Origin of the sequence: Streptomyces sp. NBC_00726 (assembly GCF_045161735.1) — a bacterium.
In the GTDB taxonomy this organism is placed as follows: Bacteria; Actinomycetota; Actinomycetes; order Streptomycetales; family Streptomycetaceae; genus Streptomyces.
This window is the reverse complement of record NZ_CP108983.1, coordinates 6,574,825-6,587,322: the sequence shown is the minus strand read 5'-3', so window position 1 is coordinate 6,587,322 and position 12,498 is coordinate 6,574,825. Positions and strand designations below refer to the sequence as shown.

The 12,498-nt window shown below is 70.8% G+C and carries 11 protein-coding genes; 6 read left to right on the top strand and 5 right to left on the bottom strand.

What is annotated here, in order from left to right; genetic code table 11:
• Nucleotides 1-16: 16 nt before the first annotated feature.
• The gene (locus OG338_RS29185; RefSeq protein WP_405940213.1) at nucleotides 17-616 is read left to right on the top strand and encodes a TetR/AcrR family transcriptional regulator; all 600 of its coding nucleotides are present in this window, start codon (nucleotides 17-19) and stop codon (nucleotides 614-616) included.
• A 3-nt stretch (nucleotides 617-619) separates the two neighbouring features.
• The gene (locus OG338_RS29180) at nucleotides 620-988 is read left to right on the top strand and encodes a DoxX family protein (protein ID WP_405940212.1); all 369 of its coding nucleotides are present in this window, start codon (nucleotides 620-622) and stop codon (nucleotides 986-988) included.
• A gap of 51 nt (nucleotides 989-1,039) precedes the next feature.
• Here OG338_RS29180 and argJ read toward each other — a convergent pair whose 3' ends face one another.
• Nucleotides 1,040-2,233, bottom strand: coding sequence for a bifunctional glutamate N-acetyltransferase/amino-acid acetyltransferase ArgJ (gene argJ / locus OG338_RS29175; RefSeq protein ID WP_405940211.1), 1,194 nt, complete (start codon nucleotides 2,231-2,233; stop codon nucleotides 1,040-1,042).
• A 370-nt stretch (nucleotides 2,234-2,603) separates the two neighbouring features.
• Here argJ and OG338_RS29170 point away from each other — a divergent pair, with 370 nt between their 5' ends.
• The gene (locus OG338_RS29170; RefSeq protein ID WP_405940210.1) at nucleotides 2,604-4,400 is read left to right on the top strand and encodes a cellulase family glycosylhydrolase; all 1,797 of its coding nucleotides are present in this window, start codon (nucleotides 2,604-2,606) and stop codon (nucleotides 4,398-4,400) included.
• 279 nt (nucleotides 4,401-4,679) lie between these two features.
• The gene (locus OG338_RS29165; protein ID WP_405940560.1) at nucleotides 4,680-5,996 is read left to right on the top strand and encodes a phosphatase PAP2 family protein; all 1,317 of its coding nucleotides are present in this window, start codon (nucleotides 4,680-4,682) and stop codon (nucleotides 5,994-5,996) included.
• Nucleotides 5,997-6,006: 10 nt separating this feature from the next.
• Here the strand turns inward: OG338_RS29165 and OG338_RS29160 are convergent, their stop codons facing one another.
• Complete coding sequence (locus tag OG338_RS29160; RefSeq protein WP_405940209.1) at nucleotides 6,007-6,957, bottom strand: Lrp/AsnC family transcriptional regulator; 951 nt, start codon at nucleotides 6,955-6,957, stop codon at nucleotides 6,007-6,009.
• A gap of 464 nt (nucleotides 6,958-7,421) precedes the next feature.
• Between OG338_RS29160 and OG338_RS29155 the strand changes: the two genes are divergently transcribed.
• Nucleotides 7,422-8,312: a GH25 family lysozyme gene (locus OG338_RS29155; protein ID WP_405940208.1), complete on the top strand. Its 891-nt coding sequence runs from the start codon at nucleotides 7,422-7,424 to the stop codon at nucleotides 8,310-8,312.
• Between the two features lie 70 nt (nucleotides 8,313-8,382).
• Here the strand turns inward: OG338_RS29155 and OG338_RS29150 are convergent, their stop codons facing one another.
• From OG338_RS29150 to OG338_RS29140, 3 genes are all read right to left on the bottom strand, one after another.
• On the bottom strand, nucleotides 8,383-9,123 hold the full coding sequence (locus OG338_RS29150) for an SDR family oxidoreductase (RefSeq protein ID WP_405940207.1): 741 nt from the start codon (nucleotides 9,121-9,123) through the stop codon (nucleotides 8,383-8,385).
• 107 nt (nucleotides 9,124-9,230) lie between these two features.
• A complete protein-coding gene (locus OG338_RS29145) occupies nucleotides 9,231-10,541 on the bottom strand; it encodes a VWA domain-containing protein (RefSeq protein WP_405940559.1) in 1,311 nt (436 codons plus the stop codon).
• Nucleotides 10,542-10,621: 80 nt separating this feature from the next.
• Nucleotides 10,622-11,578, bottom strand: a complete 957-nt coding sequence (locus OG338_RS29140; protein WP_405940558.1) for an aminoglycoside phosphotransferase family protein — start codon at nucleotides 11,576-11,578, stop codon at nucleotides 10,622-10,624.
• Between the two features lie 90 nt (nucleotides 11,579-11,668).
• On the opposite strand from OG338_RS29140, the gene OG338_RS29135 reads away from it, so the two are divergent.
• Nucleotides 11,669-12,481, top strand: a complete 813-nt coding sequence (locus OG338_RS29135) for a class I SAM-dependent methyltransferase (protein ID WP_405940206.1) — start codon at nucleotides 11,669-11,671, stop codon at nucleotides 12,479-12,481.
• Nucleotides 12,482-12,498: the final 17 nt, after the last annotated feature.

The window sequence follows — 12,498 nt, the reverse complement described above, 5'->3', positions numbered from 1 at the left end:
CTCGTACATTATGAACATGTTCGCTGAACACGTTCACTCAACCCGTGCGGAGCAGAAGCGGCGGACCGCCGCCCGCATCGTCGGGGCCGCCGCCACGCTCTTCCACCAGCAGGGCTTCCAGAGCACGACGGTGCGTCGGATCGCCGCGGAGGCAGGGGTTTCGGTGGGTGCGGTGATGGCGGTCGGGGACAAGGAGTCGCTGCTCAGCCTGGTGTACGACCAGGCCATCGCGGACCGGATCCCGACCCCGCCCGCACCGGCGGAGGCGGGGGCCGCACCGCCCGCCGTCGACTATCTGGCGCACTACTTCGACCCGTTCCTGGCCCTGTTCGCGGAGAACGACGACCTGGCCCGCGCGTACTTCCGGACCCTGGCCCGGGGCAGGCCGGAGAACGCCGCCCTGGGCACACTCCGCGCGCTCTCCGAGGGCAATCTGACGGCCGCGATGGTGAACGGCGGGATGGCCGAGGCGCGCGCCCGGCTCGGGGCGCAGGTGATGTTCGCCGGCTATCTGGGCGAACTGATGCTGCTCGCCGCCGGAACGACCGGACCCCAGCAGACGGCGGCGAGGCTCAGGACCATCGCCGCCTTCGTCACCGCGCAGGAAGGGAACTGACCCATGTCGCTCCTCGAACTCCCCTCCCCCGTATGGCCGGTGGTGGTACTGCTGGTCATCCAGGCCGGTGACGCGGCGATGATGCTGCGCCCGCCGAAGTTCATCGTGGACTGCCTGGAGGGCGTCCGGCTGCCGCGCGAGTGGTGGTGGGTGCTGACCACCGCCAAGACCGCCTCGGTCGTGGGCCTTCTCGTCGGCTTCCGGGTGTCCGGGGTGGCCATGACGACGACCGCGGCGATCGTGGTCTACTTCCTCGCGGCCGCCGCCGCGCACATCCGCGCCCGGGCGCTGAACATGACGTTCTGGGTGAACTGCCTGGGCATGCTGGCGGTTTCACTGGCGGTGCTGGTGGGGTGCTTTGTACGAGTGTGATCCGGCCCGTCGTCGCGGTGTGCGCGTACACCGCGACGACGGGCCCGTCGGTCAGGTGGTGTAGTCGGCGTTCACGCGGATGTAGTCGGCGGTCAAGTCACAGCCGTACACGGTCGCTTCGCCCTCACCGATACCGAGCGTGACGGCGATGTCCACCTCGTCCCGGCGCATGAGCTCCACGAGTCCGCCCAGGGTGTCCGCCTCGGGCTCGTCGGGATACACCTCGATGTCACCGAACTTCACAGTGACGCGGTCCGGGACGATGTCGGTCTCGTCGGTGTTCTTGCCGATGGCCATGAGCACGCGCCCCCAGTTGGGGTCCGCGCCGTGGACGGCGGTCTTGACCAGGGGCGAGTTCACCACGCTCTTGGCGATGCGCTTGGCCTGTGCGTGGTCGCGGGCGCCGTCCACGGTGACACACAGGAGCTTGGTGGCCCCTTCGCCGTCGCTCGCCAGTTGCAGGGTGAGATCCAGACAGAGATCGGCCAGCGCCTCGGCGAACAGCGCGGGGTCGACCGGTCCGGCGGCCCCGTTGGCGATGACGGCCACGGTGTCGGAGGTGGAGGTGTCGGTGTCGACGCTCAGACAGTTGAACGTACGGTCCACGGCTCCGCGCAGTGCGGCGTCCAGGTCGGCCGGTGACAGCGCGGCGTCGGTGAACACATAGGCCAGCATCGTGGCCATGTTGGGCTCCAGCATGCCGACGCCCTTCGCCACGGCCACGATGCGCGCCCGCCCGACGGTGCGGGACGCGGTCTTGGGGCGGGTGTCGGTGGTCATCATGGCGCGGGCCACGGCCTGCGGGGCGGCCGTGAACGCGGCGATGCCCTGCTCGGCGGTCCGGTCGAAGTGCGGGAGGATGGTGGACATCGGCAGCGGGCGGCCGATGACACCCGTGGAGCCGATGAGCACTTCGCCTTCGGGAACGCCGAGGATTGCGGCCACGCGCCGGACGACCTCGGCGGCGTTCTCCTCGCCCCGGCGCCCGGTCGCGACGTTGGCGTTCTGCGCCAGGGTGGTCACGGCCCGGAGGTTGCGCCCTGCGGCGTGCCGGCGGCTGAGCAGCACGGCCGGACCGGCGAAGAGGCTCTGCGTGAACACGGCGGCACTGGCCGCCGGCCGGTCCGAGGCGACGATCGAGATGTCGTCCCCGTGGTCGCGCAGCCCACCGTGGCCGGTGTACCCGCGAAAGCCGATGGGCCAGGTCAGTTGGTCATTCGCCTGCAATGCATGATCATGCGTCATGTGGAATATCTTTGCAGTATGGAGAGTTGCGCGTCCACCCCTTTTCGCGGCCGGGCAACCCCCACACCCCTCCACGAGCCCCCTCCCGCGAGCCGAAGAATGCACAGGAGGAGGGCGCCATGGAGGCGGTCGGCGAGGCATCGTCGCCCTCACGACGGGCTTCTTCGTGCCCACCTCCGGGGTGACACTCCTCCGCGTTCTACGCCACCGGATGCAACTGCTAGCTCCAGCGCCCCACTTGCGTTCAACACATGAACGCCGCACGTCCATTGACATGCTCATTGCTCTATCGCTTTTATTGCGCGACATGGGAGCGCTCCCATTTCACGCTCGTACCCCGCACCGCACCTCCGAGAGAGGAACCAGCACCGTGCTTCACCCTCTCCGCACCTTCCGAAGAGCCGCCAGAACCGTCGCCGTCGCCGCGGCGGCCCTGCTTCTGCCCCTCACCGGCGCCCACACCGCATCGGCCGACGCGGCCGCCGCCGGCTCCGGCTACTGGCACACCAGCGGGCGGCAGATCCTGGACGCGGCCGACCAGCCGGTCCGGATCGCCGGTATCAACTGGTTCGGCTTCGAGACCGCCAACTACGTGCCGCACGGACTCTGGTCCCGCGACTACAAGAGCATGATCGACCAGATGCGGTCGCTGGGTTACAACACCATCCGGCTGCCCTACAGCGACGACATCTTCGCCGGCACCGAACCGGCGAGCATCAACTATTCCGCCGGGATGAACACCGACCTGGCGGGCCTGGACTCGCTCCAGGTGATGGACCGCATCGTGGACCACGCGGGCAGCGTCGGCATGAAGGTCATCCTGGACCGGCACCGCCCGGACTCGGCGGGCCAGTCGGCGCTCTGGTACACCTCGGCCGTCCCCGAGTCCACCTGGCTCGCCAACCTCAAGGCGCTGGCCGCGCGGTACGCGGGCAACGACGCGGTGGTCGGCATCGACCTGCACAACGAGCCGCACGACCCCGCCTGCTGGGGCTGCGGCGACACCACGAAGGACTGGCGGCTCGCGGCGGAGCGGGGCGGCGACGCCGTGCTGTCCGCCAACCCGGACCTGCTGATCTTCGTGGAGGGCGTGCAGACCGTCGACGGGGTGTCCGGCTGGTGGGGCGGCAACCTGATGGGCGTCGGGCAGTACCCGGTGGAGCTGAGCGTGCCGCACAAGGTGGTGTACTCGGCGCACGACTACGCGACCAGCGTCGCCCAGCAGCCCTGGTTCACCGACTCCTCGTTCCCGGACAACATGCCCGGCGTCTGGGACAAGTACTGGGGTTACATCTTCAAGCAGAACATCGCCCCGGTGTGGGTCGGCGAGTTCGGTACGACGCTCCAGTCCACCACCGACCAGAAGTGGCTGAAGGCCCTGGCCGACTATCTGCGGCCCACCAGCCGGTACGGGGCCGACAGCTTCTCCTGGACCTTCTGGTCCTGGAACCCGAACTCCGGCGACACCGGTGGCATCCTCAAGGACGACTGGACCTCGGTCGACACCGTGAAGGACGGCTACCTCGCGAGCATCAAGGCGCCCGGCTTCGGCAACGGCGGCGGTGGCAGCGGCGGCGATGACGACACCCAGGCGCCCACCGGCCCGACCGGCCTCACCGTCACCGGGACCACCGACACCTCCGTCTCCCTGTCGTGGGCGGCCGCGTCCGACGACACCGGGGTCACCGGCTACGACGTCTACCGGGGCTCCACCAAGGCCGGCACCGCCACCGGCACCACGTTCACCGACACCGGTGTGACGTCCGGCACCTCGTACACGTACACCGTCCGGGCCCGTGACGCGGCGGGCAACACCTCCGCACCCTCGGCGTCCGTCACCGCCACCACCACGGGCTCCACCGGCGACACCGGCTGCACGGCCGCCTACACGGTGAACGGGGACTGGGGCAGCGGCTTCGGGGTGGACATCACCGTGACCAACACGGGCACGGCACCCGCCGCCTCGTGGAAGCTGACCTGGACCTACGGCGGCGACCAGAAGATCACCAACATGTGGAACGCCTCCTACACCCAGAGCGGCGCCGCCGTCACCGTCACCAGCACCGACTACAACGGCTCGCTCGCGGCCGGCGCGCACACGAGTTTCGGCTTCCAGGGCACACCGGCCGCCGGAGCCGTACCGACCGTGAGCTGCACACTGTCCTGACCGTCCCGTCCGCCCGCCCCGCTCCGGAAGGGAGCACCGCAGCCCGCCCGTCGTGGCGGGCTGCACCGCATTCGGGACACCGGTTTCGAACGCGGACACGACCACCGAAATACCCGTCGAAACCCCTCGGCTAGCATGATCCCGCCCCGGCGACCACCCTCATCGCCCGCACACCATGCCATGTGGCATGAAAAGCGACCTATTTGACCAAAACCCAGGACATCGGCCAGAGAATTGATATCTAGAGCATCGCGGGTGTTTTCGCGAATAAACCGCCGAATATCCTTCGCCGCATGGCGTCGGCCACGAGCGATCCTATGGACTGCGGCGGCGGTGGTGACACTCGCGTTCCTCGTCGCGCTGGAGATCGCCGCACGCCACTACGGTCTGCCGGGGCCGGTCACCACTCAGGTACAAGAAGTCGTGATCGCCCCGAAATCGGGCTTCCTGCTGTACGCCAGCATGGGTCTGATGATGGTGGTCCTCACCTGGAGGCAGCGGTTCATCGCGCTCGGTGTGGCCGCGGGCATCGATGTCGTCATCGCCTTGATCAGGTGGGTGGCCGATGCCCCGGTCAAGGAGGGACACCCCTTCGGAAACGGTGCGCTGTGGGTGATCGTGGGTGTGACGGTCATCGCCCTCACCCGCCGCACGGGCCAGGAGCGCATGCTGCTCCTGAAGGGGGTCGGCCTGGGTCTGCTGCTGGTGGCCGGGCGCAAGACCGGTGACACCTGGCTGGTCATCACCTCCAAGACCCGCCCCGAGGTGCTCGACCAGTACATGGCCAACGCCGACCACGCGCTCGGCAGCCCGTCCTGGGTGGTGGGGCGGCTCGTCGAGGCGACCGGCCCGGCCGGCACCCACTTCCTCAACGCCGTTTACGCGCAGCTGGCGGTCGCCGCGGTCTGTGTCGCGGTGTACCAGCTGCGCAACGTGGCCAGGGACCGCCGCTTCCCCGCGCACCACCTGGTGCGCACCTTCCTGGTGATCGGCCTGCTCGGCCCGGCCATCTACATGATCTTCCCGGTGGTCGGCCCGATCTTCGCGTTCGGCGCCGACGGCGGGCACTGGGCCGTGGGCAACATGTGGCCCGACACCGTGGTGCCGGTCGGCACCCCGCACCACATGCCGTTCGACGAGATCACCCCGCGCAACTGCATGCCGAGCCTGCACACCGCGTGGGCCACCGCGATCTTCATCCACTCCCGCAAGGGCCCGAAGTTCCTCCGGTACGCCGGCACCTTCTGGCTCATCGCCACGCTCGCCGCGACCCTGGGCTTCGGCTACCACTACGGCGCGGACCTCGTCGCCGGTGTGGTGTTCACGCTGACGATCGAGACCGGGATGCGCGCGCTGGACCGCGGCTGGGACCGCCCGGCGGTCGGTCTGGTCACCTACGGCACCGTGGTCTTCGCCGCGCTCCTGGTGTCGTACCGCTATCTGTCGCTGGAGATGGCCCACCACCCGTGGGTGTTCGGCCCGCTGGTCATCCTGGCCATGTGTTCGGTGATCTACGCGTACGTACGCATCGACCGGCGCTGGGAGCCGAAGACGGCTGCGGTTCCGAAGCTGGAGCCGCAGCCCGAGATGGCCTGAGGGGCGGGCCTCAGCCCTCCGGGGCGGCGCGCCTGAAGTAGGCGGTGACCAGCGCGGATTCCACGTGTTCGACGCCGCCGAGCGTGCCGACGCGCTCGGTGAGGTACGTGTCGAGGGCCGCGGCGTCCCGGCAGACGGTGACGGCGACCAGGTTGTGGGAGCCCGTCATGGTGCCGACGAAGGCCGCCTCGGTGTCCTCCGCCAGGGCCCGGGCCACCTGGGCGAGGCTGCCGGGCGCGATGGAGAGCCGCAGCATGCACTGCACGGAGAAGCCGAAGAGGCCCGAGTCGATCTCGACGTCGAGCTGGAGCACGCCCATGCGGCGCAGTTCGTGCAGCCGTCGGCGTACGGCGGATTCCGACCAGCCGGTCCGCCGGGCCAGGTCCGGGTAGGCGGCGCGGCCGTCGGCGGCCAGGGCGGGCAGCAGCCGGCGGTCGAGGCCGGTCAGCTCCACCGGTGTGGGGTCGGCGGCCGGCTCGGGCGTGAGCACGGCGATCTGGGCGTCGGTCAGCGCCAGGTTCCGGCCGGACCACCGCCGTTCCATGACCGGGCGCAGCACGCGGTGTGCCTCGACGTGGCTGACGTACGGCAGGCGGCCCAGCGCGGCCAGCGGCGCGGGGCCCTCCCCGGCGACGCGGAAGACGCAGCCGATCTCGGTGCCGCTCGACAGCACGGCCACCCAGGCGGTGTCGGGGCGGTGGGCCAGCGCGCGGGCGAGGGCGGTGCTCCGGGCGGGCGGGACGCGCAGCCGGACGAGCCATTCGGCGTGGCCGAGGCGGTGGCTGTTGGTCACTCCGGCGATGCGGGCGATGCCGGCGGCGCGGAGCTTGCCGAAGCGCCGGGCGACGGTGCGGTCGGAGACGTCGAGCACTTCGGCGATCCTGCTGAAGGGGGCCCGGCCGTCGAGTTGGAGGGCGTGCAGGAGCCGCAGGTCGAGTGCGTCCAGCGTGACCGATTCCATCCGGGCAGTGTAGGCCGGTGGCGAATGCCGTCTCCGCGGGCCCGATTGGGGCCCTGGCTCGGGCGGTCCGGAAAGCATGGCGGTCGGGCCCGGCTTCTGGGCGTCGGGTTCGCCTGCCGGCGGACCGGCGTCGCGGCGGGGGCCGTGGTGTCCGCCTCCCGGACCGCCGGGCGCGCGCCGGGGTTTCAGTGGAGTGAAACTTCTCACCCGGTTGGCGGTGTCGCCCCAGCTCGGTGGATTCTTCACTGGACTGGACCACAGTCACCCATCCGAAACCCTTTACGACGCAGCGGTGTTCATGCGTCACTCGTGGCGTGCCCTCGTCAAGAGAGTGGCTCCCCCCGCACTCCGTGACAGGCCATCTCCCGGACCCGCCGCTACGCTCGGAACCGCTCCACATGCTACGCGAGTAGACCCCCCACGCGAGTAGACCCCCATCGCGCCGCTCCCCCCAGGAGGCTCCCGTGTTATCGATCCGCAGCCGCAGACCCGCACTCCGCAAGCTGGTGGCCCTCGGTGCCGTCGGCCTCGGCATGGTGGCGGTGCCCACCGTCACCGCTGTGCCGGCCTCCGCGTCGCCGCAGCCGCCCGCGTCGTCCAGTGGGGCCATCCCGCTCGGCGACGGGTACATGGGCGCCGGCTATATCGCCGACGGCGACACGTTCGCCCCGGACAACCGGCACGTGGACCTCACTCCGGAGAGCAGCGCCTCCATCCAGGCGACGACGCTCCCCGGCATCGACGTCTCGCACTACCAGGGCTCGATCAACTGGTCGTCGGTGAAGTCGGCGGGCATCAAGTTCGCCTATATCAAGGCCACCGAGTCCACCACGTACAAGGACCCCAACTTCAACGCCAACTACCTCAACGCCTATAACGCGAAGGTGATCCGGGGCGCGTACCACTTCGCGCGTCCCAACCTGTCCAGCGGAGCGGCCCAGGCCACTTACTTCGCAGGCCACGGCGGCGCGTGGTCGCGGGACAACCTGACCCTGCCGGGGATGCTCGACCTGGAGGGCGGCTGCTACGGCAAGTCGGCTTCCGCCATGCGGTCGTGGATCCTCGACTTCTACAACACGTACAAGGCCAAGACGGGCCGTGACGTCGTCATCTACACCAGTGCGAGCTGGTGGAACTCGTGCACGGGCGGCTGGAGCGGCATGTCGGCGCGCAGCCCGCTGTTCACCGCGCACTGGACGAGCGCGGCGAGCCCCACCATCCCGAAGGGCTTCCCGTACTGGACGTTCTGGCAGTACACCGACTCCGGTTCGGTGGGCGGCATTTCGGGAGCCGTGGACCGCGACCGGTTCAACGGCAGCGCCAGCCGGCTGCTGGCTCTGGCCAACAACACCTGAGACACCGGCCGGAAAGAGGGCGGCCACTCGGTGCGGGCTCCGGCTCGCACCGAGTGGCCGCCCTTTCGTCTCAGCGGTTCCCGGCGAGCCATTCCTGGTACGAGGTGGGGGCGATGCGCGCCCCGGGCCCCGCGATCAGCACGTCGCCCTCGACGGCCGCGAACATGCCCGCCCGGTCGTCCGTGACGACGGTGCGGCGGTCGCCCCGGGCGGCCAGGGTGAGGCGCCCGAGCCCGTCGAGCGGGTAAACGTCGGGCCCGGCCACGTCGACCGTTCCGTTCAGCGGCGCGCCGGCGGCGGTGTCGGCGAGGGCGGCGACCACGTCGGCCGTCGCGATGGGCTGGACGCGGGTGCCGGGGAGCCGGACGGTGTCCTCGTCGGAGGTCCACGACATGACGGCGTCCATGAACTCGAAGAACTGCGTGGCGCGCACGATGGAGTATGCGGTGGGCCCGTTGCGCAGCAGCTCCTCCTGGAGGGTCTTCGCCCGGTAGTAGTCCAGTTGGGGCACCTGGTCGACTCCGACGATGGACAGCACGACCTGGTGTCGTACACCGGCCTGCTCACCGGCCGTCAGCAGGTTGCCCATGGTCGTGCGGAAGAAGTCGGGGGACGCGGCGTCGAAGGTGGGTGAGTTGGTGACGTTGACGACCGTCTCCGCGCCGGTGAGCGCCTCGCCGAGGCCCTTGCCGGTGAGCAGGTCGACACCGGTGGACAGGGAGGCGGGTTCCGCCGTGTGCCCGGCCTCGCGCAGCTTCGACACGAGCTGGGAGCCGATGAGTCCGGTACCGCCGATGACCGTGATCTTCATGGACGAGCCTTCCGTGAGCCGGGGGTGGCCGGCCGCCACCGTAAGCCGGTGGCTCGCGGCCGTACGTGCCGTAACCCGGCGGTCCGGCGGCTCATGACCCGTACGGCTCAGCGGAGGATGCCGGCCTGCCGGGCCGCACTCAGCCAGGACGGGAATTCCGACAGGAGCCGGTCGTACAGCTTCTGGTCGGAGAGCTGCTCGATGTCGTCCACGGCGAAGAAGCCGACGTTGTCCACCCGGCGGCCGGGCATGGTGTCGAACCGCTCCAGCACTCCGTACTGGGCCCGGCCGAGGCCGATGAACTGCCAGAAGACGGGTTCCTCGACCGCGGCGCGCAGCTCGCGCTCGATCTCGTTGTTGCGGTACACACCGCCGTCGGAGAAGAACAGGACGAGCGTCGGTGCGGGCACCGGGTTGGTGCGTACGTACGCACGGACCTCGGCGATGACCTTCTGCTCCTCGTTCTGGATGCCGACCGCGCGCATGTCGACCTGCCCGGGGACCAGTCCCTTCCGGGGCTTCTTCCGCCCGAACAGGCTGACCTGGCCGACCCGCACGTGCAGCCGCAGCCACTCGGGCAGTTCGCCGATGGTCAGGTCGGGGAGCCGGGCCGGGTTGGAGGCGAAGGTCCACGCCTGCATCGCGCCGTCGTCGTCGAGCTGTGCGGCGACGGCGGCCATGCGTTCGGTGACCCCGGCGACGGTGCCGCGCGAGTAGAGGGCGCTCATCGATCCGGAGGCGTCGAGGACAAGGATCACCCGGGCGGTCAGCCGGTCCAGGCCGTGCTTGCTCAGGCTGACGGCCACCTGCTGCTTGCGCAGCGAGAGGCGCTTGCGCATGTCGACCGGCAGGTGCTCCTCACCCTTGCCGAGGCTCGGCGGAGCAGGAGCAGGAGCGGGAGCAGGAGCGGCGGGCGCCTGCGCCGTACGGGGTTCGTCCACGCTGATACCGAAGTCCGTCGCCAGGCCGGCGAGCCCGCTCGCGTACCCCTGGCCCACGGCCCGGAACTTCCAGCCGCCGGCCCGCCGGTAGAGCTCCCCGCACACATAGGCGGTCTCCGGGCCGGCCGCCATGTCGAAGCGGGCCAGCTCCGCGCCGGACCCGGCGTCCAGCAGCCGCAGCCGGAGCCCGGGCACCTGCCCGAACGTGCCGCCGTCGGCCGACGCGCACAGGGCGACCCGTGCCACGTCGGGGCCCAGCGCGGCGAGGTCGGCCTCCAGGGTGTCGGCGCCGGGCTGTTTGCCGAGGTGGCGGACGGTCCCGGAAGCGTGCCGGGGCTGGTTGTAGAAGACGAGGTCGCCGTCCGAGCGGACCCGCCCGTCCGCGCCCAGCACCAGCGCGGAGGCGTCGACGTCGGGCACTCCGGGCCCTGCGGTCCAGCTCAGCACGGCCCGGACGGCGGATGGGGTCACCGGCATGTTGGCGCCCTTGCTCAGTGTCGTCACGGCACCCAGTCTGCCTGCCGGTGTTCCGCGCGGGTGACCGGGTCCCGGGGTGTTCAGCCTGCGAGGGCGGCGTTGATCTGCCGGGTCGTCTGCGCGGCCACCCGCGGGTCGGTGGCGGCGTGGAAGGTGTAGGCGTTCAGCCCCGTGGCCAGGGCCCAGCCGCGTCCCCGTGTCCAGGTCGCGTCGTCCGGGCCAGACGGGACTTCGCGGACACGCCCCAGTGCCGTGCGGAAGGCGGACCGGCTGTCCGCCGAGAGCAGGGTGTAGGCGATCATCATGTCGCAGGCCGGGTCGCCGAGGCCGAGCCCGCCGAAGTCGATGACGGCGCTGAGGCGGCCGTCGCGGGTGAGCAGGTTGCCGGTGTGGAAGTCGCCGTGCACCCAGACCGGGGGCCGGTCCCAGGCGGGTGCGTCCAGTGCCTCGTCCCACACCTTCGTCATGGCCCCGGCGTCGAACACACCGTCCAGTGCCGCGATCGCCGCGCGCGTGGCCGGGTCCCGCCCGCGCAGCGAGTCCGCGGTGCGGTCGATGTCGGGGGTGAGCGGTACGGGCTCGAAGCGTCGCAGGGCCGTCAGGAATCCGGCGAGCGCCACGGCGGTTTCGCGCGAGTCGCCCAGGGCCTCGACGGTGGCAGGCTCGCCGTCCAGCCAGCGGGTCACCGCCCACGGCCAGGGGTATCCGAAGCCGGGCTGCCCCACCGCGACCGGCACGGGGACGGCGAGCGGGAGGTACGGGGCGAGCCGGGGCAGCCAGGTGTGCTCCTTGCGGGCCTGGCCGATCGCACCGGCGTAACGCGGCAGCCGTACGGAGAGCTGACGGCCGAGCCGGTGGATCACATGGTCGGAACCGGCCTGGGCGAGCCGTTCCAGCGGCAGTCCGGCCCATTGCGGGAACTGGCTGTCGACCAGCCGCCTGACCAGCGGGGTGTCGATCGCGGGGCGGTCGCTCGTGGCTGCCAACGGCGGTTCCCTGTCCTCGGCCCACTGCGTGTGGCGGGCGGTCCGGACCATCACACGGCGTGGCGTGCCCGCCTGTCGAACCGTTTTCCGGGCCGGGGCGGGCCGTCCGGCCGTTTCCTGCCAGGCTGTCAGAATTGCGCCATGGCTCAGCACACATCCGGTGACGGCTATCTCCTGGACAACCAGCAGTCGGAGGCGGGCATCCGCTTCGGCGCGCTCTCCGAACTCTTCGACCCGGTGACGTTCCGCCATGTCGACCAGCTGGGCATCGGGCCCGGCATGCGGTGCTGGGAGGTCGGTGCGGGCGGGCCGTCCGTGCCGCTGGGTCTGGCGGAGCGGGTCGGCCCGGACGGGGCGGTGGTCGCCACCGACATCAATGTGTCCTGGACCGCGGGGGTCGCCGGTGGGGTGATCGAGGTGGTGGAGCACGATGTGGCCGCCGACCCGCCGCCGGAGGGCGGTTTCGATCTGGTGCACGCGCGGCTGGTCCTGGTGCATGTGACCGACCGCGCGGAGGCGCTGCGGCGGATGGTCCGGGCGCTGCGGCCGGGCGGTGTGCTGCTGTTGGAGGACGCCGATCCGGGGTTGCAGCCGCTGCTGTGCCCGGACGAGTCGGGGCCGGAGCAGCGGCTCGCGAACCGGCTGCGCTCGGGTTTCCGGTCGCTGATGGCAGGGCGCGGCGCGGATCTGGAGTACGGCAGGACGCTGCCCCGGCTGCTGCGTGAGTCGGGTCTCGACGATGTCCGGGCCGATGCGTACTTCCCGATCACCTCCCCGGCGTGCACGGTCCTGGAGGCGGCGACGGTGCGGCAGATCCGGGGCCGGCTGGTGGCGGCGGGGCTGGCCACCGACGAGGAGATCGACCGCCATCTGGGACACGTCGGGACCGGCCGCCTGGACCTCGCGACAGCGCCGATGATCTCCGCGTGGGGGCGCCGCCCCCGGCAGCCGTGAGCAGGACCTGATCACAC

What these genes read in the sequence shown, in the direction of transcription:
- OG338_RS29180 (WP_405940212.1), top strand. Translation starts at nt 620, where the DNA reads ATGTCGCTCCTCGAACTCCCCTCCCCCGTATGGCCGGTGGTGGTACTG.
- OG338_RS29185 (WP_405940213.1), top strand. Translation starts at nt 17, where the DNA reads ATGTTCGCTGAACACGTTCACTCAACCCGTGCGGAGCAGAAGCGGCGG.
- argJ (WP_405940211.1), bottom strand. Translation starts at nt 2,233, where the DNA reads ATGACGCATGATCATGCATTGCAGGCGAATGACCAACTGACCTGGCCC.
- OG338_RS29160 (WP_405940209.1), bottom strand. Translation starts at nt 6,957, where the DNA reads ATGGAATCGGTCACGCTGGACGCACTCGACCTGCGGCTCCTGCACGCC.
- OG338_RS29140 (WP_405940558.1), bottom strand. Translation starts at nt 11,578, where the DNA reads ATGGTCCGGACCGCCCGCCACACGCAGTGGGCCGAGGACAGGGAACCG.
- OG338_RS29150 (WP_405940207.1), bottom strand. Translation starts at nt 9,123, where the DNA reads ATGAAGATCACGGTCATCGGCGGTACCGGACTCATCGGCTCCCAGCTC.
- OG338_RS29145 (WP_405940559.1), bottom strand. Translation starts at nt 10,541, where the DNA reads ATGCCGGTGACCCCATCCGCCGTCCGGGCCGTGCTGAGCTGGACCGCA.
- OG338_RS29135 (WP_405940206.1), top strand. Translation starts at nt 11,669, where the DNA reads ATGGCTCAGCACACATCCGGTGACGGCTATCTCCTGGACAACCAGCAG.